The following is a 24,064-nucleotide window of genomic DNA, read 5'->3' as shown; positions in this document are numbered from 1 at the left end:
AAAGATCCAAACCCTTTACCGGAAAAAACAGATGGGGATGGGCGTTCGCTTACGTACCAATGCGGATGTAACAGCCCTTCTCGGTCATACCGTATTTCTTTTTGAAATAAGGTTTCTCGCTGCCACTGGCAACTATGATTTTGATGATGTCATGCCCATCTCGTTTTTCAGTCACAACATCAAACAGTCCCATGGCAGAAGGAGCGATGTTGTTTTTTATACGGTCTTTGATTTTTAGCATATCGCCATCTAAATATGATACACCAAGGGTATTCCCGTTTTTGTCAATACCGACATATACCAAGCCGCCCTCCGGATAGTTGAGAAAAGCTACCACTTCCTTCTCCAAATCCAATTCTTTGGTGAGTTCTGCTTTGTTGTATTCTATGCGGTTGGTTTCTGACATTATGCTATCTTTTCACCTGATTTAAATGACTATTTACTGAAGCTAAATTTCTGATATCCACCTTCGGTTCGAACTATCCGGAATTTCCGGACAGTTGCACTTTTCTCCAATTCACCCTCACTGTAGATATTGCTGATTTGCTCGCTGATGGTGCGTTTGTCCTTGCCAAACAATTGCCCCATCTGCGCCTGGGTAAGCCAAACGGTTTCTTCCTGCAAGCGAACATCTATTTTGATGTTGCGGAAGTGGGCGTATCCACCACATTAGATGGTGGCATTTGCTTTCTCCGTCTTTCCTTTACCCGCAGCCCGTTGGGCCTGCTTTGCAGTAGGCTAATCCCGGACTTACTGGGAAAGGATGCGGGCTTACCAAGTTCCGCTAGGATAACGGACGGGGTTAGGTCCTGCCTCTTTGCCGGGGGAATCGCAATCCATGTGGCAGGAACCGAAAAGCCTGCCAACTATACCCCTTACCGTTTTGGTCACAGCGTGTCAACGTCTTTCGCTGTCTACACGTCACGACATTTACAGGACAGTTCACCTATGTTGACCATACCCATGACTCCCCCGCACCTGACGTTGGTGCGCAACAGGTATTCTTCACAGAATCCCTTTACGGGCTATATTGTCAGGATAGCACCGCACAATCCCGTGGCCAGAAATGCACGTATCCATAGGCTACTTGTGATGGAACACAAGGTTTAATCGTTCATTGAACGTCAAACAGTTATCAAAGCGACTTCTTGTCGCATTCCGGTGGTCCCGAGGGTCGGGATAAATAGTGAGGGCCTCAACCTGCGCTTTTTAGCTCAGGTCGGGCTACTCGATTGGCAGCTGGCATTATTTTCGAGTAGGTTTGTCTGTCCACCATTTTTTCAAATTATCTTTAAAAATCAGTCTTTTGGGTACAGTTAAATCTTCATTTTCAGGTGTCCACTCTTTAGCCTCTTCAACAATAAAATCCTTAGTAATATCAATTGTGTTTTGATAAAAAACTGGTTCACGAATTGTTTTGAATACTTTCCAATATCCTCCTGCATCTCTTTCCTCTTGTTGTTCTACGTCATACCAATTCGTTTCTTCTATCCATCTTTCTGCTCGTCCAAAATGAGTTGCTATTACTTTTGTGCCAAAACCTTTGAGCCAATAATATGTTCGACTGAAATACATTGAATGTAAAAATTTTTCAAACAACCTTGGTCTAAAATAGTCGGAGCCTAATTCTTCTTTGAGTGGAATGACCCATAAAATTGCGACACCTCTTTTTGTGTATTCTTCAGTTCTTTTAGTTATTGTCTTTACATTCAAAAAACTACGTTGTACTTCAATTGCAATAGCTTTGCCGTTAATTCTTCCACTAATATCAGGAACTAAAGGTGCAAAACCTTTTTCTTTATTTTCTTTAATTGGTCTTTCAGCTTCCCATTTGCCTTCTGGAAATGCCTTTTGTAATTCTGTCAATATTTCTTGTTTACAGTCTTTGTGTAATTGAGATTCACTACTGCCAAATAAATTACTTAGTCTACCTTTATGTGCAAAATGGTCATTTTTATCAATACATTTTCTAACAATTACGTCTGACAGACATTCTGGACAGTAAAAAGGGCCATCTTTTTTATAGGCAAAGTCAGCGTGTATAGTTTTATTTCCTACTACTTGTTTTGCTGTACGTTCAACCAATCCACTACACATTGAAGAACGTATATCCCTTTTTATTTTCGGGTCGATATAACTGTTTTCATCTTTCATTGTTAGTTTGTTGTCATCTCTGTTATGCTTGCTGCCAACGGCTGGGGGTTTGACCAGTTTGGGTGAACGGAGCCGAGATTTCATCATGCGATACTGCGCCCCGCTGCGAGCCGACCCGAACGCCTAACCCATTCACCCCAAATTGGTTACACCCCTTGTGTGTGCCCGGCATGGGCATTTAGTATCGAAGATACCATAATATTCCAGAGGGTGCAATGCCTGTGCTGATTTCTCAGCATCCCTTATCCCGAAGATCGGGACAGGCTGTGCGGGGGTAACGCCCCGAAGCGTTAGTCCCGCTAAGGCGGGATTTCCACTTCGTTCCATCCGCTAGGATAACGGACGGGGTTAGGTCCTGCCTCTTTGCCGGGGAATCGAAATCCATGTGGCAGGAACCGAAAAGCCTGCCAACTATACCCCTTACCGTTTTGGTCACAGCGTGTCAACGTCTTTCGCTGTCTACACGTCACGACATTTACAGGACAGTTCACCTATGTTGACCATACCCATGACTCCCCCGCACCTGACGTTGGTGCGCAACAGGTATTCTTCACAGAATCCCTTTACGGGCTATATTGTCAGGATAGCACCGCACAATCCCGTGGCCAGAAATGCACGTATCCATAGGCTACTTGTGATGGAACACAAGGTTTAATCGTTCATTGAACGTCAAACAGTTATCAAAGCGACTTCTTGTCGCACTCCGGTGGTCCCGAGGGTCGGGATAAATAGTGAGAACCTCAACCTGAGCTAGTTAGCTCAGGTCGGGCCACTCGATTGGCGGCTGTTATTGTCTGTTTAAAGCTTCATCAACCAAAATTTCACTTGAGCGATTCATTAAAACTTCGTCACTGTCCCTAAATACGTTATAGTACAAATCTAAAATTAATGGACTTTTACCTCTATGTTCAAAAATTTCATCTTGCAGACGTCTTGAGTTAACCTTTAATAAGTCATCGGAATATTTGTTTTCTAACGCGTCATCCCATATTTGTCTAGAGTAACTCACAAGTTCATTTAGTCTGTTAGCTGCATCTATATTTTCATTGCATTGTTTGATACAAAACTGAAAGAACGGAACTAATCCTCCGGCAATTAATGTAATTTCAATTAATGATATATTCGAAATGTATCCCGCAGCCATCATAACCACAAAAACAATTAAACTAGTATATTTTAGGAAAGACGAATATCTTTCTCTAAGTTTTGAGTCCCACCAACAATTTGTTCTTTGGCAAAGAATTCTTGCAATTTTTATTGGTAGCTGTGAGACTTTCGGAGAGTACCAATCTTTAATTTTCTCAACGTTCGTAGCAATTTTTATGTGAGCATTATAATATAATAATACTTCTTCGACAGTAATATCGTCTACGGTTTTTAGGGGAGATTTTGGCAGCTGTAAAATATCACAGTCAAATAACTCTTGAATCTTTGCAGCTTTTGTTTTTCTTTTTTTAATTACCGGCTCAATGACTGAACTGTCAATTAAAAACGATGCTACACCAAAGATTGCTGCGATAACAGCAAATTCATTAAATATAAAAGCAAGCCCAGCTAAAACGACCGGAATAATAACTGTAAGCACAATCTGGAATCCATGCCATTTTTTAGCTGAAGAATACAATTCCCGCTGTGCGGCAAGTCTTTCTAGCTGCTTCTGGCTATTTTGTTCGCTAGCAATTTGATTCATCGATTTGGGAATTCATTGTTATAAAAAAGGTTCCACCAATAGAAGGCATCATCCACATTTGACTCTCTTTTTTCAACAGCTTTTTCAGCCCTTGTATAACCAGTTTTAACTTTTGATAATGCATTTTCTCTTTTCGCATCTGTTGAGCATGCCCTAACATACCCAGAAATACCCATAGGGTCTTGAATGCTCGGCAAGTCATTATCATAAAGAATTTTCATAACCCTCTTTACATCTATGTCGTAAACTATCGAGGATTCTCCTTCTGCATACTTGGTCGTTCGCAGTTCTAAATAGAAAGAGCTTATCGGAACATTGTTATAAAACTTCCATGCTTTTATTAATCGAATTAATGGCTTTAACTTACCACCCAATCGGTCATTCTCTCGCTTGACATATGCATTATGAGCACCTGGGCTAGACTGCATCCATCCTCCGTCACTATTTGGTATGTCATAAGAATATTTGTTTCCTACTGGAGTTGAGACAAGTCCATTTCTAGTGGCTGGAGTAACTTCTAATGTTTCCGAAGCATAATTACCAAAAGGAATTCTAACAGCAGGACTTCTAACTTCAATCCCTTCAGTTTTCCAAAATGTATTTTGTAATGCCTCCTTTACTTTTCTAAGAGTATATCCTGAATCAGTCCAAAATTCAGAAGAAGGACAAACTGCAAAATAGTCGGTGTCGCTATGATGTCTTACACCTGTTCCATTTCCAAAAGAACCCGTCTCGAAAAAGTTTGAACATTTGAAATTATTTATCATGCAACTGTTAACTGAATCTTTATGTGATTTGGCTTTGTCGTGTTCGGATGAGAGTGGAACGAGCCATGATAAAAAGGTATCGAATCCTTGGTCTAATGTTTTTGCCATAAGCTTATATTTTTGTCAGATAAAATAATTAGCAGATTTTTTGCCGATACATAATAGTGTGTCAAATTGTCAAAATATTAGTAACACTGGTAATTATAGGCTGCTGGTATAATAGCCGCTAACGTAAAGGGTTTTAAACGCAATCTAGCCAAAAAAAACAACTATTTGGGTTGCAGCTCCCTAGATTGCGGTTAAAACTTAGTTGGACGAAACCGGGGGCCTGTCTATGGGCATTTATGTTTCCCTTTTTGGGTCATTTTTGCGGTTTGGTGACCAAGACATCCGCATAGATTATTGAAACGCCCAGATCTCGGATATTTCCGGTTCGCTAAGGGCAGTCCTTTCCCATTAACGCTGATCCGGTTTCTTTTTTCCCATGTTTTCAAAGAACGTTTTTTCACGGGGCAGCTTCAGGGATCCCTGCCCTTTGTCGACATTTGGATAGTATGCCTGCATCTGATCCGATCTGAGCGCTTCATTCTAGACATAATGGCTCAGAAGGACCAATCTCGATTACGGGGAGTTACTTATTCGCCGCCCAGTTTTCCAGTTTCAGGTTTTCAAGGTGCCGGAAGTCTCTTAGGTTGTCGGTAACCTAGATCAATTCGATTGCGAGTGCCGTAATGCCAATCATCATATCAGATTCATCGTGCAGTGGTGTTACTTTTTTCGAAGCAGCACTTTATTGTCGACTGATTTAACTTTTAAAGGGAAATTCACGACATTCAGTAACCTATATTGAAACGTTTAAGAGAAAATTGGTTTCACTGACCAAAATATTTTGGAATTTATTTTTCAAGAAAGCTCTTTTTAGGTAATTTCAATGCAGTAACTATGTTAAACAGTAAACCTAGTCAAAATTAAAAACAAAAGGAAATTACCAAAAGTAGTAATGGCCGCGAGTGTGGCGGTGATGGGAATGGGTTTGTTTAGTAGCCTTCAAAACGAAGCACGCGCTACGGGTGGAGGTACTTATGGGGGAGTCTGCTGCCATTGGCTATACGAGCCATGCCGTCACCCAACCGGCATAATCTTTGCCGATTCAAGATGGTTTGGCGGGCATTCGACTTGTGATTCCGTGCACCCGTAATATTTTAATTCAATAAAAGCTTATTATTCGGTTCGAATGCAAAAAAAAGCGAAAAAGGTTTAATCCAGTTTTTTACTGGGTTACACATATTAGATATTTTATAAAGAATAGATACCTGTTCGCTTATTTACTTAGCTGCCACATGTTAACGAGTCATGGCATGATTGAAATATTGTCTTTTATCCCAATTAAAGGATGAGATAAAGTAAGTCATGCTATGACTTTGATCTTGATAGCAATTATTTGCTGTTGGTCAGGTATTTCTTGAGAATATTGAGTTTACTAAATTAGATATTTCTATGATTAAAATATTTACTCTTATACTGAATAAGGTATTATTATATGTGATTTTTTTAAGTATAATTATGTCATGTGGTTCGAACAATCAAGATATCTCAAACGAAACTTACCATATTAAAACTTTTAGCCCTAACGATATTCCTAAACCAATATCACTTAAGGGAAGGAAGTATTCCTTTACTCAACTATTGAATCCGAGACATATATTTTGGGAGGGAGATTTTTTGATTGTTGCTGAAAGAGGAAATGACACACTTTTACATGTTATTGATATTATTAATAATAAGTATATCAAACGAATAGGAGTAAATGGTATGGGTCCGGGAGAAATTACTATGGTTCATAGGATGCTAGACGAAGATATTCCAGGAGTTTTTTGGGCCTATGATGCTGAACAAAAACGAATTGCAAAATATAACGTATATGCGGATTCACCTATATCTGAGGATATTATTAATCAAACTAATGATTTTTTCCTCGCGGTAGAAATGGCTTGGGCTTCAGATTCTACGTTGATGACAGAAAGAACAGACCAAGATGAAAAATTTGTTGAATACAATCTTAGAGGAGAAGTTGTTCAAACTTATGGGTCATGGAGAGAAATGTACCCAGTAAAAGATATACCAGCGAGTGTTATTTCTTCTATTCATAGTGGTCACTTAATATCAAACCCAGAAAAAAGTAAGTTTGTGAAAGTTGGCTTAAAGCGAGATTACATAGAAATACTGGATAGGCATACAGGTAATATTATTTCAGTTAGGGGTCCGGTTCAATTTATGCCAGAATTCAAAATTGACTATACGCTAGGGTATCCAATGCCTGTCACTTCTACTCAAGATCCTCAATTTTATATCTCCCCTTCAGCAAAATCCAAATTTTTTTATACTATATATTCGGGAAAGACCATGCGTCAAACAATGGAGGCTCACCCTTATGAAAGGGTCTTGGTGTTTAGTTATGATGGTGAAGTTAAGCAAGCGTTTGATCTTGATCATGCGTTGTTGTCGTTTACAGTAGATGAGGAGAATAGGAAGTTTTATGGTATAACCTATGATTCTGATCCCAATATTGTCGTATTCGATTTTTAGCGGTAGACAACCTTAAACCATTTTACATTGTATTTCAGAAAATCTAGAATTAATCAATGAAAAATTTATAGGAGTTCAGGTTTGCTCTCTTCGAATAATAGCATTTTGGAAAAGTTTCCTTTCCGTTGAAGCTAGAAAGGGGACTTCATGAAGCTTTTTGTGGAGAATGGAAAAAATTAGTTATAAAAATAAATAATTAATGTAGGCGAACGTCGAAATATTTTCTAAAAAGTAGAGGGAAAAAAAATAAATGCGAACTAGGTGTAATAATAATGGGTAACATAAAAGTTTCAGTCATCATGCCCTGTTTTAATGCTGAAAATTATATAGTTGAGGCTATAAAAAGCATTCTTAGTCAAAAACTTCGGAATCTCGAATTGATCATTATTGACGACGGCTCCACGGACAAAACTGAAAGGTTAGTTCGAGCATTTTCCGACAAGCGAATCCGTTACCTGTGTCTTGAGAAAAACCGCGGCAATTACGTGGCCAGAAATATGGGACTTGATTTAGCTCAAGGGAAATATATTGCTATGGCGGATGCCGATGATATTTCCCTTCCGGATCGGATACAAACGCAATATGATTATTTGGAGGCAAATCCGAATATCGCTGCAGTAGGGAGCAGAATGGAGATCGTGGACCAGGATGGAAAGAGCATCCACATGACTGATGAACCATTGGAATATGATGAAATCAAAATTGCTTTTTTAAGGGACAATTGCCTAGCCCAGCCTACTTTGATGTTCAGGCGGAGCCTCCTAGAAGCAGGATACCGATATGATGAAAGCTTTCGCTAATGTGGGGATTATGATTTTGTACAAAGCATCATCCATTCCAATCATGTAGCAAATTTAGAATCAGTGTTGGTCAAATACCGGACACATCCCGCCCAAATTTCTTCATCAAAACGAGCATATCTTATTGAGCAGGGAAATCGAACGAGAATTAAACAGTTGATAGACTGGAACGTTGGTTTTTCAGAGCTTGAGAAAGAAATACATTTGAAGCTACTGCATGGAATTTATTTGGATGATACAGAACTGAAGCTGGCGGAAGCTTGGCTCAATAAATTATTGGAACACAACGAGATAACAGGGCATTACCATCAAGAATATTTTTACATCTATTGCCAAAAACTTGCCAGTGCAGCGGTTCAGAGAAAAGCCTTGGGAGCCTGGTCAATTGAAAGGGCGTTGCTGAATTTTATATTGAGTTCATTTCCGACAGCTAACGCTTTATTGGAATTTGGCTCTGGAAATGGTACGTCGGCTTTATTAAATCACCTGAGCGTGACCAGTATCGAGCATGATCCCTACTATTTAATACAAAGAGGACCAAATCATAATTGCATATTTGCTCCAATAGAAAATGGATGGTATCAAGGTACTGTGGTTAAAGAGGTGTTGGAAACTTCCAATTACGATCTGATTTTAGTAGATGGCCCTCCGGGAGACTTAAGAAAAGGGATTCTGGACTATGTCGGTCTTTTTGCCCAAATAGTCTGTCCCATCATTTTTGACGACGTCGATCGGCGGGACGATCGTGAAAATATGGAAAGGTTTTGCAAAGCTTTAGACAGGCGGTACAGCATTTTTATTGGAGATAAGAAGGCCTTCGCACTAACGTCAATTCAATGACGCAAAAAATTTTGCTATCCTAAATAATTTATTTTTTATTTGAATTTTATTTGAATTTTATTTTTATTGTGAATATTGATGGTTTGAATAAAATTTTTATCTTATGAAAACAGAAAGTCAAATTGTCCTAATACAAAATAGCGTCTATAGGAGGTTAGTTTTTGAAGATTTAATTTTTGTAGAAGTTACCGGCTATATGTTGACCTGTTGGTTAGAAGGAGGTGAAACGTATTTTATATGCCGATCCTTGAAATGTTTTAAAGAATCGCTCCCCTCTGAGTTTATCCAAATTAGCAGAGCTAAGATAGTTAATTTTGGAAAGGTCATCAAATTTGATAAAAAATCTAGGGTAATAACTTTAGCTGATAAGTCTAAGCATAAGGTGTCCGTGAGGCAGATTCCGATTGTTTTAAAAGCATTCAACGATTAATTTTAAGTTGTTTTTATTCTTTTATATACGTCCTATGGTCAATACCTTCTAATCCCCCTTCACCACCTCCACCAGTTCCACCCAGTGCCGGGCTTTTTTGCCGGTGAAGTGGTCGATCTGATGCCTGCAACTAAAGCCGCAGGCAGCCAAGGAATCTCCGGCTTCCAGCTTGCGTACGGCCGGAAAGAGGATCTCTTCCCCGATTTTTCGCGACAGCTCCAGATGCTCCGCTTCGTAGCCAAAGGATCCTGCCATGCCGCAGCAGCCCGAGGGGATTTCCATCACTTGATGGGCATTCCCCATCAGCTTTTTCATGCTCTGGGTGCCGTAGAGTGCCTTTTGGTGGCAGTGGCCGTGGATGACCATCCGCTTATCCTTGGGCTGTAGGCGGTGCTCCAGCCGACCGGCATCCTTTTCCCGCGCCAAGAACACATCGATCATCAGCACCTGGTTTTTTAGCTTTTGGGCAATCTCCGGGGAATCCACCAAGTCCGGGAAGTCGTCGTTGAAAGCCGAAGCACAACTGGGTTCGCAGACCACCACCGTAAGGCCACGATCCAGGTAGGGCAACAGTTGGCGGATGGTCTCGTTGCCCTGGGCCTTGGCCTCCCGGAGGAAGCCATGCGAGATTTTGGGCCGCTGGCAGCAGCCTACGTTGGCCAAGTGCACCCTGTAGCCGCAGTCGTTCAGGAGCTTCAGGGCCGATTTTCCGATCTCGGGTTCGTGGTAGTTCAGGTAAGTGTCTGCAAAGAGTACCACTTCCTTTTGTAGGTGGTCGGGCTGGGCCGCATTTCTGGCAAACCAGCGGTAAAAGGGCTCGGAAGCGTAGGCCGGCAGGGTGCGTTCGCTGGAAAAACCGGCCACCTTTTCCAGCGATTTGCGGAAGGGCTTGGAGGCTTGCAGGGCGTTGACGGCTTTGGCAAAGGGGCCTGAAAATAACCGGGCAGCCTTGGAGGAATCGCGTATCATGCGGTCCCGGCGGCTGGCACCGTTCTTATCGTAATATAGCTGCATGACATCGCTTTTCAGCTTGGCCATGTCCACGTTGCTGGGGCACTCTGATTTGCAGGCCTTGCAGGAAAGGCACAGAGAGAGGGTTTCCTGAAGGCGTTTGCTCGCAAGGCCATCCCTGTCGAGCTGACCGGACATGGCGAGGCGGAGGGCATTGGCCCGGCCCCGGGTGGAGTGCTCCTCGTCGCGGGTGGCCTTGAAACTGGGACACATAGTGCCGCCCAGCAATTTGCGGCATTCCCCCACACCGGTACACATATGCACGGCTTCTTCAAAGCTTTGTTCGCTGCGGTACTGGTAGCTGGCTTTGGGTACCTGGTCTCGGTATTGGGTTCCGTATCGCAGGTTGTGTTCGATGGTCTGGGCTTCCACGATCTTGCCGGGATTCATGCGGTTTTCAGGGTCAAAGAGCCGCTTTACTTGGATAAATGCCTTGTAGAGCCGCTTGCCAAAGAAGCGCTCGTTAAAGGCACTTCGGACGAGGCCGTCGCCGTGTTCCCCGCTCCAGGATCCACCGTATTCCAACACCAGGTTAAAGGTGTCTTCGGCAATGTTTTTGAGTCGTTCGATATCGTCCGCTTCCCGCAGATCCAAAATGGGCCGTACGTGGATCACCCCCACGCTCACATGGGCGTACATGGATACCGCTGCGCCGTGTTTTTCGCAGATCTGTAGTGTGCGGTCTATGTATTCCTTCAGCTTGTCCGTGGGGATGGCCGCGTCTTCGATAAAGGGCAGGGGTTTCTTTTTGCCCTTTATGCCCAGCATCAGGCCAAGGCCTTTTTTGCGCACGAGCCACACATCTTCGTAGGCCTCGCCTTGCGGAAATAGGGGATAAGCATAGCCCAGGCCTTTTTCCTGCAAGTCTTGAATCATCGCCATGGGACGCTGCATCACGTCTTCCATCGTGATGCCGTAAAACTCCACAATGAGGATGGCGGCCGGATTGCCGCTGATAAAGTGGCAGTGCCGTTTGGTGGTCAGGTTTTCCCGGCTCAGGTCTACCACGATCTTGTCCAGGATCTCCACCGCAGAGGGGTTGTAGCCAAGAATGGAGGTAACCGATCCGATGGCTTCCAGCAGGTCCGAAAAATGGATCACGCAGACGGACTTGTACTGGGGCAGGGGTTCCAGGTTTAGCTTGAGTTCCAGTGTGGTGGCCAGGGTGCCCTCGCTGCCGGTTACCAGCTTTGCTAGGTTCCATTGGTCGGTGTAGACAAATTCATCGAGGTTATAGCCGCCCACCCGGCGCATGACCTTGGGGAAGCGGGCCTTGATCTCTTCTTGATGTTTTTCAATCAGTTGCCCAAACTCCCGGTAGATCTGTCCTTCCCGGTCGTCCTTTGCGGCGCTCTCGCGGTATTCCTCTGGGCTCTTTTTTGTGAGGTGCATTTCCGTGCCGTCTGCCAGTACTACCCTTGCTTCGAGTACATGGTCTACGGTCTTGCCATACAGGATGCTCTTGGTGCCGGAGGAGTTGTTGCCGGTCATGCCTCCCACGTTGGCGCGGCTGGAGGTGGCCGGATCCACGGCGAAATGAAGGCCTAGGGGCGCAAGTTCGTCGTTGAGCACGTCGCGTACCTTTCCCGGTTGCACCCGCACCCAGCGCTCTTCCTGGTTGATTTCCAGGGTGGCATGCATGTACTTGGAAAAATCCAGCACCATGGATTTGCCCACGGTCTGCCCGGCCAAGCTGGTACCGCCTCCCCGGGGAAGGATGCACACACCGTGATCGGCAGCCAGCTTCAGGGCCGTTTTTACATCCTCCTCGTGTCGGGGCAATACCACAGCCAGTGGCCGGATCTGGTAGATGCTGGCATCGGTACTGTATATGCCCAGCGAATAGTCGTCGACGAGCACGTCGCCGGCAATATGTTCGGAAAGTGACTGGATAAAGGTGCTTTGTTCGGTAGCGGTATGGGACATGGCAATGGTTTTTGGGGTTATCGCATGGATGCCAAATATATTGTTTTTTGCCTGCGCTTTGCAAGGCTGATTGGTACAAAGGGTAGCAAATTCGGCAATTGGTGTAAAAAATGTTTGAAATGGCTGACACAAATTGTAATTTTCCCCATGCTTACTCGTATGGTTCGCAGCAAATAGACGTTTCATAAACCCAATGCACACGATGTTTGAAAAAGCTGACAAGAATGAAAGGAGAACCTTCCTGAAAACCACCGGTGCCGCTTTGGTCGGCAGTACCGTTATCCCCATGCCATTTGCCATTGCCAGCGGTATGGCTTCCCGCCGGGAGCCCTTGAAGGTGGGGCTGATTGGCTGCGGGGGCAGAGGTACCGGAGCGGCAGCCCAAGCCCTCAAGGCAGACAAAGATGCCGTGCTCACCTGTATGGCGGATGTTTTTGAAGATTACCTGGAGGAATCCTATCAGTCGCTGATGAAGGTCAACCCCACGCAGGTGAAGGTGGATAAGGCCCATAAATTCGTGGGATTTGACGCCTACCGCAAGGTGTTGGATTCTGGGGTGGATGTGGTGATTTTGACCACGCCGCCGGCTTTTCGGCCCAGCCATTTCAAGGAAGCGGTAGACGCGGGGAAACATGTCTTCTGTGAAAAACCGGTGGCCGTGGATGCCCCGGGCGTTCGGTTGGTTCTGGAGACGGCCAAAAAGGCCAAGGAAAAGAACTTATCGGTGGTGTCGGGCTTTACCTTCCGGTACGATTTTGCCAAGCGGGAACTGTTTGAGCGGATTAAGTCGGGTGCGATCGGAGAGGTGACCAATGTGTTTACAGCGCGAAATGGCGGGGGACTGTGGTACAAACCCCGGCAGGCCAACTGGACGGAAATGGAATACCAAATGCGCAATTGGTATTATTATGACTGGCTGTCCGGAGATTACATCGTGGAGATGATGGTCCACAGCCTGGACATGATGTCCTGGGCCTTTGGCGACAAGCTGCCGCTAAGTGCTACGGGCACCGGCGGCAGGCAGTCCCGCACCGAAGAAAACTTTGGCAATATTTACGACCATTTCGCCATCGAGTACGATTACGGCAACCACCTGAAAGGCGTACACTTCAGCAGGCAACAAAAAGGCTGCTCCAATACCAACAAGGTAGACATTTCCGGTACGGACGGATTTGCCGCCGTGGATATCGGAAAGCGGATCCATGCCACCTATGGCCGCAATAAATGGGATTACCAGGGAGAATACAACAACCCTTACGAGACCCAGCACGAGGACCTTTTTGCGGCGATTCGCTCCGGTAAGCCGCTGAATGAAGGTGAGCTCATGGCAAACAGCACGATGCTGGCCGTTCTGGGCCGCATGGTAGGCTACAGTGGGCAAACCATCACCTGGGAGGAAGCCATGAATTCCAACCAAGTACTTGGCCCCGACATGCAGGCTTATGCTTGGGATCTCAAGTGGCCGGTACCTCCCGTGGCGATTCCCGGAGTCACCAAAGTGGTTTAACTTTTCTTCACCCTATTACCTAAGATAATCCGAATGCACCTTCTGCAAAAAATTGCCCTAGGCACAGCGTTTTCCCTGATGCCCATTGGCCTTATGGCCCAAGAATACCTGTTTGAATTTGGCAAAGAACAAGGCCTAGAAGCGGTGATCAGTGGAAAGACCCCCTCCGAACAACCGATCAAATGGTTTAATGTGAATACCGAAAAAGAAACCTGGCGTTTCGAAGAAGATAAGCTGGTCTGCGAAGGGCTGCCTATAGGCGTGATCCGCTCGGAAAAGCAATACGAAAACTTTATCATGTACGTGGAGTGGAGCCATCAGGAACTGGGAGGCAACTCCGGAACCTTTGTGTGGAGCAGTGCCGTCCCCGGCAGCAACCGACTGCCCGATGGGGTGGAGGTGCAGATGCTGGAGCTGGATTGGGTAAACCAAAACAAGAACGATAAGGGCGAACTGCCCCCCATCGCGTATGTCCATGGAGAGCTCTTCGGCGTGGGTGGCGTGGAAACCGTTCCCGATAACCCCAGAGGCACGCGAAGTAAATCCATCGAAAACCGCTGCCTGCCCCGAGGGGAATGGAATACCTACGTGGTCGTCTGCGTGGACGGTGTGATCAAGCTGTCGGTCAACGGCAAGTTTGTGAACGGCATTTCCCAGTCCTCCCAGAAAAAGGGATACATCTGCTTGGAGTCCGAGGGTGCGCCCATCCATTTCCGCAACCTTACCGTTACGGAGCTCCCGCCCGGAGTCACCACCATGGACCAAATAGCACCCCTACTGCCCAACCATTAATCCGTGACCGCATTGATTTAATCCATTCTGAAATGAGTAGAGATCTTTCAAAAATACACGAGCTGATAGGCGATTTGTTTACCTGGCCTGAGCGGGAAAGCGACTGGGATGCCTTTCGTCTTTCCGAGGAGCAGGTAGCTTTCTTTAAGGAAAACGGTTACCTCCACAACGTCAAGCTGTTGGAGCAGTGGCAAGTAGACCGGTTGAATGAGGAGCTGGCGGAGTTTTTGGATAAGGACTACCCGGGCTCTGAGCTATTTTATGAATTTAAATCCAACGAGTCCAGTGATCCCAATACGGTACTTTTCCACTCCCTGGGACATTGGCGTATCAAGGAGGGTTTTCACGATATCCTCTGGAACCCCGCGTTTGTGATGGCCGCCAGTCAGCTGCTGGACGATAAGCCCGTGCGATTCTGGCACGACCAGTTGTTTTGTAAGCCCGCCAAGCATGGGGGTGTGGTAGCGTGGCACCAGGATTATTCCTACTGGACCCGTAGCGTACCCATGCAGCACCTGACCTGCTGGGTAGGCCTGGACGATGCCACGGTAGAAAATGGCTGTGTGCATTATATTCCAAAATCCCATACCTGGGGTCTACTGGACAAGCCCGAGCTGGCCGGTGAGATGGACGGCCTCATGGAGATGCTCACGCCGGAGCAGAAATCGTTGTTTCATCCCGTTCCGGTGGAAATGAAGGCAGGTTATGCCACCTTTCACCATCCATTGGCTATACACGGATCTTATGCCAATTATTCCGAACGGCCCAGAAGGGCCTTTGTAATCAACGTGTTTGCGGATGGCACCCGATCCAATACCGACGGCGTGCTGCTGGACGGCGTACCGGTGATACCTACCGGTGAAAAGTTGGAGGGGCAGTTCTTTCCGCTTCTCTTTGAACCATGAACTTTAGGGGATATGGCAATCGATTGATTGCGGGAGCGGTACTGGGCATATTGTTACTGGCCGTATATTTATTTTTGACGGTTGTTTCGGATGAGGCTTCCCTGCAAGGGGAAAAGGCTTTCATTCTTCCTGAGGGGTTCGAAATGACAGAGGCGGTCTTGCCCGGGCTGCTGAGCTACCCGATGTTTGCCAGTTTCGACGACAGCGGCAACTTGTTTGTATTTGAATCCAGCGGGCATACAGATGGTACCCAGGAAATTTTGGACCGCCCGGATTTCCGCATCTTGTTGCTTCGTGACCTGGACGGGGATGGGGTCTTTGACCACCGCACGGTCTATGCCGATAGCCTGCCCTTTCCCATGGGAGGCTCCTTTTTTCAGGGCAGCCTGTATGTCACTGCGGTTCCGGACCTGCTGAAGTTTACGGATAGAGACGGAGACGGAGTAGCAGAGGAAAAGGAAGTGCTGCTTTCCGGTTGGAAATTAAACCACAACGCGGCCATCCTTAGTGGCCCATTTATGGGGCCGGACGGGTGGCTGTATATGGCCGATGCCCGGAGGGGCTTTGATATCACTACCGACGAGGGCACACAGCTTTCGGGCAAGGGTGCGCGCATCTGGCGTTGTTTGCCGGATGGATCCCGGTTGGAATCCTTTTCGGGCGGCGGGTTTGACAATGCCGTTGAGCTGGCTTTTACCCCTTCCGGAGAGGTGTTTGGCACCATGACCTATTTTGTAGATCCGCAGGGCGGCTACCGCGATGCACTGATGCATTGGGTGGAAGGAGGGGTTTTTCCCAAGCCTAACTCGGTGATCGAGGAGGACGGGTTGGTCCTGACGGGAGATCTTATGCCCGTTATGTCTAAGATGGCGAGGGTTTCCCCCTCCGGACTGATGCGCTATGAGGGGGATTTCTGGGGGGAAGGCTTCGAGGACAACCTGTTTCATGCGCAGTTCAATACGGGCAGAATTGTACGCAGTGTGGTAGAAGAGACCGGAGCCAGCTTTGCAAGCAATGATACTTATTTTTTGGAATCCAAGGCGGCGGATTTTCACCCCACGGATGTGTTGCAGGATGGAGATGGCAGCCTCCTGGTAGTGAATACCGGCGGTTGGTTTATTGCGGGCTGTCCGCTGTCCCGCACGGCGAAACCGGACATACATGGGGGTATTTTTCGCATACGTAAGAAGACAACCCGACCGGTTTCCGATCCCTATGGCAACGAGCAGGCTTGGGATCAATCGGCTACCCCATCGCTGGTGGAGACACTTTCGGTTCCCGGTCCGTTTGTCCGAAAACGGGCCCAGGAAGCCATCCTGCAACAGGGTATAGCGGCCGCACCCCATTTGCAGGCCCAACTTACCACCCATTCTGATGCCGAGGTACGGACGCAGTTGGTTTTCCTTTTATATCGTTTGGGTGTGCTGGAGGGCCTGGATGTAGCGGCAAAAGACCCCTCAGCTTCGGTTCGCGCAGCATATGCGAGGGTGGCCGGACTTGTTCCTTGGACTCCTGCACAGGCAACTCTGGTGGGCCTTTTGGAGGATGCCTCCCTTTCCGTCGTAAGGCAGGCCGCTACCGCCTTGGGGCGGCTAGGCAGGGAAGGGGTATCCGCTGCGCTTCTTTCGGTACTCGAACGGAGTGAGGATCGCTATGTTCGGCATGCGGTCATCTTTTCCCTGTGGCAACTTGGGGAAGTGCCGGTTCTACGCGAAGCGCTGCGCCATGCCCATGCGGGTGTGCGCTCGGGTGCACTGATCGCACTGGAACAGGTACCCCAAGGTGCACTTACCCAGCCCGAGCTGCTGGCGTTTTTAACTAGTGAAGCGGAGGAGGACAGAAAGGCTGGACGTTGGGTATTGGGCAGGCATGCGGATTGGTCGGTGCTTGCCCTGCCCCTGTTTCGGCAGGTGACCACGGAAGGGTTGACGGAGTTGCAGGTGCTTTTTCGTGTATTCAGTGGTCAAGAGGTTTTTCAACGGGGTTTTGAACAGGTGCTGACGGGCGGTAAGGAGGATGAAGTGCGGCAATTGTACCTGGAGCTTTTGCAGGGAGCATCGGTAAGGCCCTTTCCCGAGCGCTGGAAGCCTATCTTGGGTCAGTGGATGCAAACGGGTTCGCCGGCCCTTCGCTCGCGTACACTTGATTTCATACTTACGGGTAGCCTAACCGGTATGGAAGGCTATCTACTGGATATGGCAGATCCCAAATCCCCCCTGTCGCTACGGGTAAGGGCACTTCATGCCTTGGCGCGGGAGGGCTACCGGCCGCCGGCAGATGAGCTGCGGGACTTGATGGACGGTCTCGTGCAGGAAGCAGAGGGAAAAGAAATGACCCAGGCAATCCAGCTTTTGGGCAGTATGGAGCTCGATGAAGCGTCCCTGCGACACCTTTCAGATGCCATCTTGCCCCGACTGGAGGACCGCTATGTGCCGTATATGCTTCCACTGTTCGAAGGGCAGGTCTCGAAGCAGCTTGGCGGCAGCCTACTTTCTTTCTTGGTTTCCAAACCCACCTTAATGGACAAGCTGTCCGAGGATCAGGTGGCGCAGCTGTTTTCGGGAGAATTACCGGGTCTTGAGGATCAGGTGGCTGGGTTGCTTTCCCAAATCCGCAGGCAACGGGAGGAACGACTGGCCCGCCTTCATGATTTGGAGGAGCGATTGATCTCTGGAGATGTGTTGGCTGGTAGGAACCTCTTTTACGGGGAGGCCGGCTGCGGGGATTGCCACGCCGTTTCGGGGGAGGGAGCGGTTTTTGGGCCGGATCTGAGCAATATCGGCGAGATCCGTTCTAGACACGACCTGCTGGAAGCCGTGGTATATCCCAGCGCGAGCTTTGCGAGGGAGTATGAGTCGGTGGAGGTGAGGACTGCTTCGGGTGCCTGGCTGGGTATCATCAAAGAAAGGGATGCCGGCGAACTGGTGCTGGAGATTGGCCCCGGGGTTTTTCGGCGTATCGCAGAGGAGTCTATCCTGGAGATCCGGGAGTCGGAGCAATCCCTGATGCCGGCCGGATGGGAGGAGCGCCTAAGCCTCGGTCAGATCAGCGACCTGATGGCTTTTCTACAGTCCCTTCCGGATGGGATTGGGGCTGTTCGTTAGAAAAAAAGGCAGCTTCATACCGACCAAGCGTGAAGGTACGAATTCCTTTTCGATGTATCCGTGGGTATTACTTTCCCAAGGCAGCTAAAGATATCACATTTATTCCATCAGGTCTTCTATAACTCATACCTGTACCTGTTGATTTAGAATTTCTGTTGTGCGTATTTAAGGATTTCTGTTGTGCAAAAATCAGGATCAGCGCATAACTATCGGATATGCTTAATCCTCTAAATCTAAGACTATCCTAATATTTTCTTTTACTCGTTCAGAGATTTCTTTTGGCAATTCTCCAATTTTTTTTATTAATCGTTTGTTGTCAATAGCTCTCAATTGATCAATCATTACATCGCAGTCTTCTTTGACTTTTGCGGTGCCTCGTTTTAAATGAACTCTTAGTATTTGGCTTTCAAGTTTGACGTTTGAGGTAATGGGACATATTAAAGTAGAGGGATGAATTGTATTCAAAATGTCTGTCTGAACTATTAATACAGGTCTCGTTTTGCCGGTTTCTGTACCAAACCTAGGATCGAGGTTTGCAAGCCAAATTTCATATTTCTTTGCTGCCATGTTCGTCTAGATTTTCGAATTCATGGAGAACCTTCATAGATTCTTCGCTAACGAGCTTTGACTCTGATACCAGCAAGTTGGAAATGATCTTTCTTTTTTGAATCCGATTATAGTAGTGTAGTGCCTCGTTGATATATCGATTTCTTGGCATTTTTATTTTTTCTAGTAATTGCTCGGTTTCTTCGTAAACGATATCGTCAAGCTTGAGTGATAGTGTTTTCATCTGTCTGTTATAGTATCCCATAAAAGTATATACTAAATAGGAAAATTCAAACTGATTTTTTTGGAATCTGTACGTTGGCATGACCGCTTTTTGGCAGGGGCTCTTGTGATTCGTTCCTGTGCTGTCCGGTTTAGCTATTTTCGTTGCTTACTCCTCCAACCGCTTATTATCGATGACCGTAAGTACACAGGAAAAGGCCAGATGAGGGTCTCCCTTTGCCGACAGAGTATGGTAAATTACCTGAAGGGATCGGTGGAAAATCTTTTGGGCGATGGTGGTACCCTGGTACTTGATGGTAACAGGTGAGTCCAGATCCAACATGCGATCGTTGAGGTAGATGTGTAGCCGACTGCTGTAGTTAGACAGGATGTTTACCTCGTTGCGGGAGGGATTGTATTCGGCGATGACCTCCCCGCCGGTTTCAATTAGCTCTTCCGGAACCCCCAACCAATAAAAGTCGGTGTGGTGCCTGTCATCCTGCTTCCATACTACCTTTTCGGGTACCGGGTTTCGGGTAAAGTCGGACATCCATGCCAGCGCGGAAGCATCCTGCAGTTGCATCCAATGGCCCTTGCCTTCGTGAAGTACCACTTGGTGGATATAGGTACCGGGGGCATTGCGCGCCAGGCTGTCCAGCAGCTGTTTCCATTCCTCCGCTTTTTTGTTTCGGTCATAGGCAGCATCCAGTGCCCCCATGTGTAGTGCAAAGGGCGTGTTTTTTAGCCCTAGCGGTGAGGTTTCGTTGGGGTGACCCGCCATCATGGATGCGGCGGCCCAGCGATCCGCCATGCGGGGAGCCAATTGATAGACGCCGTCACCGCCTGCGGAATATCCCAAGAGGTATACCCTGTTGGGATTTACCTTTTCCTTTACCACGGCAAGTTGTATCAGACGGGAGAAGAAGTCATCGATGTGTGCTTCATGCCAAAGGTTCCAGGTATTGGTAGGCGCACGCGGAGCCAGGTAGATGCCTTCCAGGCTGCCCATGGCCTCATCGTACAGGTGTTTTTGGTTTTTGTACTGACGGTCGTTGGTTTCCGGCCGAGTATTGCCGCCTCCGTGCATGGAGATAAATAGGCTTCGGCCTTCCTTTGGTACTTCTCCGAATGTTTGGTAAAAGAAGGGCATTTGAAGGCCTTGGTAGCTAAGCTCCCGGGACTCCCATTGATTTCCGAAATCGGAGAGGAGTTGGCGTTGTTTGTCCTGAAGCAGGAGGTCAATGCTAAATTCCGCCTCGGCCTTCGTCAGATGCTTTTGGGAGAATGCAAAGTTTTCGAGTGGTTCTCTTTCGTCAATTGAAACGGCCAGCCAATCTTCCAAACCCTGTCGGAGTTCCTGGGAGCTGGCTTGCTGTCCATGGCAGCCTACCAGCATAGCTACCACAAAAAGTGATCGTATGAAAAGATGCTTCATTATTTTAAAATATAAACTTAGTTGGTTTTGGTCTTCGTCGAGGCCGGTGCCTGTTTCTTTCAAGGTCTTTCCGAACGATTCAACATGTTGATGCCACTCCGGGAGGTTTGGCTTATTTCAGTGCATCCCATTCCTCTTTGCTCGCCCGGCTCTTTTGGTATTCCAGCATCATTTTCCAAGTACCGTCTTTTATCAACAGCCCATCAAAATGGATGTAATAGCCATTCTTTTCACCGTTCTGTTCAAACGAATAGTAGAAGATACCGGTTTCATACGCGGTAGTCGGATCCCCCAGCCTGCGGTTGAAACGGAATTCCACGGAAGATTTTCTCTTTCCTTCCCGCGTGTCATCAAATTCCTTCTTCCAGCCCGAAAGGGCGGTGGCAATCGGATAGGCTTTTTCGCCGATGCCCGACACCAGCGTGGCTTTTTCATGAAAAGTAGCCGCATAAGCCTCGAAGTCTCCTTCTGCGATCGTGCGTGAAACTTCCTTCCAAAACTGGTCAAGTTCAGCTATTCGGGGCTGATCTTGGTTGATGTTGCTTTGCGAAAACGCACCGAATGCATAGAGCAGCAAGGGTAGTAGGAGGGTGGTTTTTAGAGGGGTCATGAAGTTTAGGTTTGGTGATTTCATTTTAGGAATTCAAAAATCCTTGATTTGAAGATAGGGGAATCCAACGGATTATTTCCCATTATCATCAAATGATTTTTCGCATAGGGATGTGGAAAGCGATGTCTACCGGTAAACTAAGCTGGTATTTTGACGTGGTAAAGGTACTCACGGATGCCGAAAATTGGGTAGAAACTCTTTCCAATCTCTGCCATCGGTAAGCCACGGTAGGTTAAATATTGCGATCTTGCCGATCGTACTGGGGTGGCCTGCCCCCTCGTAAAAAAGATAAATAAGTCCTTCGCTAGCGGTGCCTTTCCTTCCGGCTGTTAAGGATGAATACGCAAATCCTCCTTCCTCGACCAATTTCTTTATCGGCCACGTGAATCCTCCATCAAAACTGACCCAAACGGTGCCACGAGTGCGGCCATCCGGGGAATCGATATTGCTAAAGAGCAGGATATCGTGCCCATCTATAGGCAGTCTCACCAGTCCGGCCATAAGGCCATAATCCCTGCTTTGGTCTCCGTCCGGTAGTTCCTCACTTACGGAAAGGTTCTCCCAGGTATCTCCTCCATCCTTACTCCACGCAATGTGGCGCATTCTGGGGTTTAATCGATCAGTAGCGAAGTGTCTCCGAGAATTATAGTAGATAGTCCCATCAGCCAGTTCCACCAAAGCAGCCTCTCCAGTTCCCTTGGCAGGGAACGGTTTGCTGGTTTGCCATGTCTTTCCACCATCATCGCTATACATTGCATTTGTATAGTGATCAGGCCAGAACTCTCGGTCATTGCCTCCGCCATAAAAGCGGGTGGGCCGGATCAATCTTCCTTTTTTTTCGCCATACTGTAAGGTAATTCCGTGTTCATTCATGTGCATGGAGGGAACGTTGCCCAAGTTATCGGGCAAAATGGTCGTCCTTTCCGCTTCCCACGTTTTCCCATTATCCCTACTTCGGTACATCAGTAAAGGAGAAATGGGATGGCTTTCTTCTACAAAGGCCAAAATATCCCCATTCGTTTCATCTACTATCACTCCTCCCCCATGAAAACCCGGAGTTGCAATGGTATTTACAGGATCCCAGGTTTTTCCTCCATCCTCGCTTCTCCGCACCTGATACTTCTTGTTTCCCCAAGTAGCGATGATGGAGCCATCTTGGGCGGTAACTACGTTTGGAAATCGCTCTGACGAAAAGATTTCATGCACCTCAAAAAACGCTTTTCCATCATTCCAAAAAGCGTTTTCGGCCTTTTGGCTACAGGATGCTCCTAGAAGAAATAGCAGTCCGAAAAGGAAACTTTGATTCATGTGTCTATAATTGTTTTTCAGCGGTAACAACTTGTTCCGGTTTTTTTTCCAACCAGCGAATGTTTATACAGTAGTCAGCTGCCTTCATGCCCTGTTGCTTAAACTCTTAATGGAAGGTACCATATTATTTCTTAAAAAAAAACAGGTGCACATGCATAATGTGGGGTGAGAAGGTAATCGATGCTAGAGAACGGAAAGCGGTTGGGTTTATCCGTTCTCAAATGCACGAAGTGATTGGAATGGGTTACTTTTTCCCCTATATTCACCCATTAAGAATGCATATTTCCCCTGTCTTCTGGCTTTTTGGGTTCTGCTTTACGGGATTTTGTTTGGAGGAATGTCTCGTAAGGTAGTAGAGAATCTAGGACACTATTTGAGGGAGTTATAAAAGCATGGGTGCTTTGATTATTCCCGCCATATGGGAAGGAATTAGGGGACTTTTGATTTGGGAGGCCAATATGCATTTGGATAATCGAACTTAATGTTATGCAACGAAGAAAGCTATTGAGACATGTTACCCTGCTAGGAGCGGGTAGCCTCTTAACACCAAGTTTATCACTAGGCGAACAAGTCGCTAGGAGGAAAAACAATCTAAAGCTAAGCCTAAATGCCTACTCATTCCACTCGTTGCTATCGACGGGAAAAATGAATTTGGATGACCTGTTCCGGTTTTGTTCGGAGGAGGGATTACCAGCGGTGGATCTAACAGCCTATTATATTCAAGGATATCCGGAGGTGCCAGATGATTCGGTTTTATACGGAATCAAACGTAAAGCCCATAGCTATGGATTGGCCATAAGCGGAACAGGAATACGAAATGACTTTACGTATGCAGATCGCGACAAACATCATGAGCAGATCATTTTTGTTAAGAAGTGGATTGTAGCCGCAGCAAAATTGGGAGCGCCCGTTTTGCGGGTATTTGCAGGCACGCAGCCCGTTGAACCATCGTTTCGGAAAAGGTTGTCCTCATGGATGGCGGTCAATTACATGTCCTGTACAGAAACGGGAGAGGCAAACGGTGTCATTGTTGCCCTGCAAAACCACGACGATTTTATACAGACAGCGGAGGAGGTGAACTGGTACATGGAAGTTGTTGATTCGCCGTGGTTTGGACTTGTATTGGATATTGGGAGTTATCCGCAGGACGATACGTATGAAGGTATCCAAAAAAACATTCGTTATGCGGTGAATTGGCAGCTGAAGGAAAATGTAAACCAAGGGGGAAAGCAGGTTCCTGTTGACCTACCTCGCTTATTTGAAATTATCGCACAGAGTAACTACCAAGGCTATTTGCCCATCGAAACCTTGGGGCCTGGTGATCCTTACCAAAAGGTCAGGAAATTTTTGGCCCAGGTAAGGAAGCACCTACCGGGAGTATAAGTCAAAAAAAGCGGCTGCCTAAAAACAAGCAGCCGCTTCAGGTCAAGC

General features: G+C 46.9%; 22 protein-coding genes. 11 read left to right on the top strand and 11 right to left on the bottom strand.

Going from position 1 to position 24,064, the window contains the following annotated elements; translation table 11 throughout:
* Window positions 1-49: 49 nt before the first annotated feature.
* The gene (locus tag IAQ59_RS18075) at window positions 50-406 is read right to left on the bottom strand and encodes an AlbA family DNA-binding domain-containing protein (protein WP_209332250.1); all 357 of its coding nucleotides are present in this window, start codon (window positions 404-406) and stop codon (window positions 50-52) included.
* A 29-nt stretch (window positions 407-435) separates the two neighbouring features.
* Entirely contained in the window at window positions 436-588 is a 153-nt protein-coding gene (locus tag IAQ59_RS18070) for a virulence RhuM family protein (protein WP_245189692.1), read from the bottom strand.
* Here IAQ59_RS18070 and IAQ59_RS18065 point away from each other — a divergent pair.
* On the top strand, window positions 580-1,110 hold the full coding sequence (locus IAQ59_RS18065) for a hypothetical protein (protein ID WP_209332249.1): 531 nt from the start codon (window positions 580-582) through the stop codon (window positions 1,108-1,110). The two genes, IAQ59_RS18070 and IAQ59_RS18065, sit on opposite strands and share 9 nt — an antisense overlap.
* Window positions 1,111-1,245: 135 nt before the next feature.
* Here the strand turns inward: IAQ59_RS18065 and IAQ59_RS18060 are convergent, their stop codons facing one another.
* Window positions 1,246-2,154, bottom strand: coding sequence for a competence protein CoiA family protein (locus tag IAQ59_RS18060; protein ID WP_209332248.1), 909 nt, complete (start codon window positions 2,152-2,154; stop codon window positions 1,246-1,248).
* Between the two features lie 385 nt (window positions 2,155-2,539).
* Between IAQ59_RS18060 and IAQ59_RS18055 the strand changes: the two genes are divergently transcribed.
* Complete coding sequence (locus IAQ59_RS18055) at window positions 2,540-2,809, top strand: hypothetical protein (protein WP_209332247.1); 270 nt, start codon at window positions 2,540-2,542, stop codon at window positions 2,807-2,809.
* Between the two features lie 132 nt (window positions 2,810-2,941).
* Here the strand turns inward: IAQ59_RS18055 and IAQ59_RS18050 are convergent, their stop codons facing one another.
* Window positions 2,942-3,844: an S-4TM family putative pore-forming effector gene (locus tag IAQ59_RS18050; protein ID WP_209332246.1), complete on the bottom strand. Its 903-nt coding sequence runs from the start codon at window positions 3,842-3,844 to the stop codon at window positions 2,942-2,944.
* Window positions 3,841-4,719: a nucleotidyltransferase domain-containing protein gene (locus IAQ59_RS18045; RefSeq protein WP_209332245.1), complete on the bottom strand. Its 879-nt coding sequence runs from the start codon at window positions 4,717-4,719 to the stop codon at window positions 3,841-3,843. Before IAQ59_RS18045 ends, IAQ59_RS18050 begins: the two co-directional genes overlap by 4 nt.
* Before the next feature lie 1,389 nt (window positions 4,720-6,108).
* Between IAQ59_RS18045 and IAQ59_RS18040 the strand changes: the two genes are divergently transcribed.
* The 4 genes from IAQ59_RS18040 (at window position 6,109) to IAQ59_RS18025 (ending at window position 9,267) form a co-directional block, all read left to right on the top strand.
* Window positions 6,109-7,197: a BF3164 family lipoprotein gene (locus tag IAQ59_RS18040; RefSeq protein ID WP_209332244.1), complete on the top strand. Its 1,089-nt coding sequence runs from the start codon at window positions 6,109-6,111 to the stop codon at window positions 7,195-7,197.
* 272 nt (window positions 7,198-7,469) lie between these two features.
* Window positions 7,470-7,997, top strand: coding sequence for a glycosyltransferase family 2 protein (locus IAQ59_RS18035; RefSeq protein ID WP_209332243.1), 528 nt, complete (start codon window positions 7,470-7,472; stop codon window positions 7,995-7,997).
* A 156-nt stretch (window positions 7,998-8,153) separates the two neighbouring features.
* Entirely contained in the window at window positions 8,154-8,837 is a 684-nt protein-coding gene (locus IAQ59_RS18030) for a hypothetical protein (RefSeq protein WP_209332242.1), read from the top strand.
* 103 nt (window positions 8,838-8,940) lie between these two features.
* Window positions 8,941-9,267: a LytTR family DNA-binding domain-containing protein gene (locus IAQ59_RS18025; RefSeq protein ID WP_209332241.1), complete on the top strand. Its 327-nt coding sequence runs from the start codon at window positions 8,941-8,943 to the stop codon at window positions 9,265-9,267.
* A gap of 48 nt (window positions 9,268-9,315) precedes the next feature.
* Here the strand turns inward: IAQ59_RS18025 and IAQ59_RS18020 are convergent, their stop codons facing one another.
* Window positions 9,316-12,390 (bottom strand): FAD-binding and (Fe-S)-binding domain-containing protein, encoded by a 3,075-nt coding sequence (locus IAQ59_RS18020; protein ID WP_245189691.1) that lies wholly within the window; start codon window positions 12,388-12,390, stop codon window positions 9,316-9,318.
* A gap of 16 nt (window positions 12,391-12,406) precedes the next feature.
* On the opposite strand from IAQ59_RS18020, the gene IAQ59_RS18015 reads away from it, so the two are divergent.
* Genes IAQ59_RS18015 through IAQ59_RS18000 form a run of 4 tightly spaced genes read left to right on the top strand, consistent with a single transcriptional unit; the run spans window position 12,407 to window position 18,512 of the window.
* Window positions 12,407-13,711 carry a Gfo/Idh/MocA family protein gene (locus IAQ59_RS18015; RefSeq protein WP_209332240.1) on the top strand — a complete coding sequence of 435 codons (1,305 nt, stop codon included), beginning with the start codon at window positions 12,407-12,409 and terminating at the stop codon, window positions 13,709-13,711.
* Between the two features lie 33 nt (window positions 13,712-13,744).
* A complete protein-coding gene (locus IAQ59_RS18010) occupies window positions 13,745-14,503 on the top strand; it encodes a 3-keto-disaccharide hydrolase (RefSeq protein ID WP_209332239.1) in 759 nt (252 codons plus the stop codon).
* A gap of 32 nt (window positions 14,504-14,535) precedes the next feature.
* On the top strand, window positions 14,536-15,408 hold the full coding sequence (locus IAQ59_RS18005) for a phytanoyl-CoA dioxygenase family protein (RefSeq protein WP_209332238.1): 873 nt from the start codon (window positions 14,536-14,538) through the stop codon (window positions 15,406-15,408).
* Complete coding sequence (locus IAQ59_RS18000; RefSeq protein WP_209332237.1) at window positions 15,405-18,512, top strand: PVC-type heme-binding CxxCH protein; 3,108 nt, start codon at window positions 15,405-15,407, stop codon at window positions 18,510-18,512. The genes IAQ59_RS18005 and IAQ59_RS18000 overlap by 4 nt, the downstream gene beginning before the upstream one ends.
* Before the next feature lie 219 nt (window positions 18,513-18,731).
* On the opposite strand, the gene IAQ59_RS17995 is transcribed toward IAQ59_RS18000, so the two are convergent.
* The 5 genes from IAQ59_RS17995 to IAQ59_RS17975 form a co-directional block, all read right to left on the bottom strand.
* On the bottom strand, window positions 18,732-19,079 hold the full coding sequence (locus tag IAQ59_RS17995; protein WP_209332236.1) for a type II toxin-antitoxin system PemK/MazF family toxin: 348 nt from the start codon (window positions 19,077-19,079) through the stop codon (window positions 18,732-18,734).
* Window positions 19,060-19,302, bottom strand: a complete 243-nt coding sequence (locus tag IAQ59_RS17990) for a hypothetical protein (RefSeq protein WP_209332235.1) — start codon at window positions 19,300-19,302, stop codon at window positions 19,060-19,062. The genes IAQ59_RS17995 and IAQ59_RS17990 overlap by 20 nt, the downstream gene beginning before the upstream one ends.
* Window positions 19,303-19,449: 147 nt before the next feature.
* Window positions 19,450-20,715: an alpha/beta hydrolase family protein gene (locus tag IAQ59_RS17985; RefSeq protein WP_209332234.1), complete on the bottom strand. Its 1,266-nt coding sequence runs from the start codon at window positions 20,713-20,715 to the stop codon at window positions 19,450-19,452.
* Window positions 20,716-20,827: 112 nt separating this feature from the next.
* Entirely contained in the window at window positions 20,828-21,325 is a 498-nt protein-coding gene (locus IAQ59_RS17980) for a nuclear transport factor 2 family protein (protein WP_209332233.1), read from the bottom strand.
* Between the two features lie 168 nt (window positions 21,326-21,493).
* Window positions 21,494-22,633, bottom strand: coding sequence for a sialidase family protein (locus IAQ59_RS17975; protein WP_209332232.1), 1,140 nt, complete (start codon window positions 22,631-22,633; stop codon window positions 21,494-21,496).
* Between the two features lie 486 nt (window positions 22,634-23,119).
* Here IAQ59_RS17975 and IAQ59_RS17970 point away from each other — a divergent pair, with 486 nt between their 5' ends.
* Window positions 23,120-24,016 (top strand): sugar phosphate isomerase/epimerase family protein, encoded by an 897-nt coding sequence (locus tag IAQ59_RS17970; protein ID WP_209332231.1) that lies wholly within the window; start codon window positions 23,120-23,122, stop codon window positions 24,014-24,016.
* Window positions 24,017-24,064 lie beyond the last annotated feature (48 nt).

It is taken from the genome of Lunatimonas salinarum (assembly GCF_017811155.1).
Classification (GTDB): domain Bacteria; phylum Bacteroidota; class Bacteroidia; order Cytophagales; family Cyclobacteriaceae; genus Lunatimonas; species Lunatimonas salinarum.
Note: the sequence above shows the minus strand (reverse complement) of the source record. Positions and strands in the feature narration are given on the sequence as shown.

What these genes read in the sequence shown, in the direction of transcription:
- IAQ59_RS18025 (WP_209332241.1), top strand. Translation starts at nt 8,941, where the DNA reads ATGAAAACAGAAAGTCAAATTGTCCTAATACAAAATAGCGTCTATAGG.
- IAQ59_RS18010 (WP_209332239.1), top strand. Translation starts at nt 13,745, where the DNA reads ATGCACCTTCTGCAAAAAATTGCCCTAGGCACAGCGTTTTCCCTGATG.
- IAQ59_RS17970 (WP_209332231.1), top strand. Translation starts at nt 23,120, where the DNA reads ATGCAACGAAGAAAGCTATTGAGACATGTTACCCTGCTAGGAGCGGGT.
- IAQ59_RS17985 (WP_209332234.1), bottom strand. Translation starts at nt 20,715, where the DNA reads ATGAAGCATCTTTTCATACGATCACTTTTTGTGGTAGCTATGCTGGTA.
- IAQ59_RS17995 (WP_209332236.1), bottom strand. Translation starts at nt 19,079, where the DNA reads ATGGCAGCAAAGAAATATGAAATTTGGCTTGCAAACCTCGATCCTAGG.
- IAQ59_RS17990 (WP_209332235.1), bottom strand. Translation starts at nt 19,302, where the DNA reads ATGAAAACACTATCACTCAAGCTTGACGATATCGTTTACGAAGAAACC.
- IAQ59_RS17980 (WP_209332233.1), bottom strand. Translation starts at nt 21,325, where the DNA reads ATGACCCCTCTAAAAACCACCCTCCTACTACCCTTGCTGCTCTATGCA.
- IAQ59_RS18040 (WP_209332244.1), top strand. Translation starts at nt 6,109, where the DNA reads ATGATTAAAATATTTACTCTTATACTGAATAAGGTATTATTATATGTG.
- IAQ59_RS18070 (WP_245189692.1), bottom strand. Translation starts at nt 588, where the DNA reads ATGGGGCAATTGTTTGGCAAGGACAAACGCACCATCAGCGAGCAAATC.
- IAQ59_RS18020 (WP_245189691.1), bottom strand. Translation starts at nt 12,390, where the DNA reads ATGAAACGTCTATTTGCTGCGAACCATACGAGTAAGCATGGGGAAAAT.
- IAQ59_RS18050 (WP_209332246.1), bottom strand. Translation starts at nt 3,844, where the DNA reads ATGAATCAAATTGCTAGCGAACAAAATAGCCAGAAGCAGCTAGAAAGA.
- IAQ59_RS18000 (WP_209332237.1), top strand. Translation starts at nt 15,405, where the DNA reads ATGAACTTTAGGGGATATGGCAATCGATTGATTGCGGGAGCGGTACTG.
- IAQ59_RS18035 (WP_209332243.1), top strand. Translation starts at nt 7,470, where the DNA reads ATGGGTAACATAAAAGTTTCAGTCATCATGCCCTGTTTTAATGCTGAA.
- IAQ59_RS18075 (WP_209332250.1), bottom strand. Translation starts at nt 406, where the DNA reads ATGTCAGAAACCAACCGCATAGAATACAACAAAGCAGAACTCACCAAA.
- IAQ59_RS17975 (WP_209332232.1), bottom strand. Translation starts at nt 22,633, where the DNA reads ATGAATCAAAGTTTCCTTTTCGGACTGCTATTTCTTCTAGGAGCATCC.
- IAQ59_RS18015 (WP_209332240.1), top strand. Translation starts at nt 12,407, where the DNA reads ATGTTTGAAAAAGCTGACAAGAATGAAAGGAGAACCTTCCTGAAAACC.
- IAQ59_RS18005 (WP_209332238.1), top strand. Translation starts at nt 14,536, where the DNA reads ATGAGTAGAGATCTTTCAAAAATACACGAGCTGATAGGCGATTTGTTT.
- IAQ59_RS18060 (WP_209332248.1), bottom strand. Translation starts at nt 2,154, where the DNA reads ATGAAAGATGAAAACAGTTATATCGACCCGAAAATAAAAAGGGATATA.
- IAQ59_RS18045 (WP_209332245.1), bottom strand. Translation starts at nt 4,719, where the DNA reads ATGGCAAAAACATTAGACCAAGGATTCGATACCTTTTTATCATGGCTC.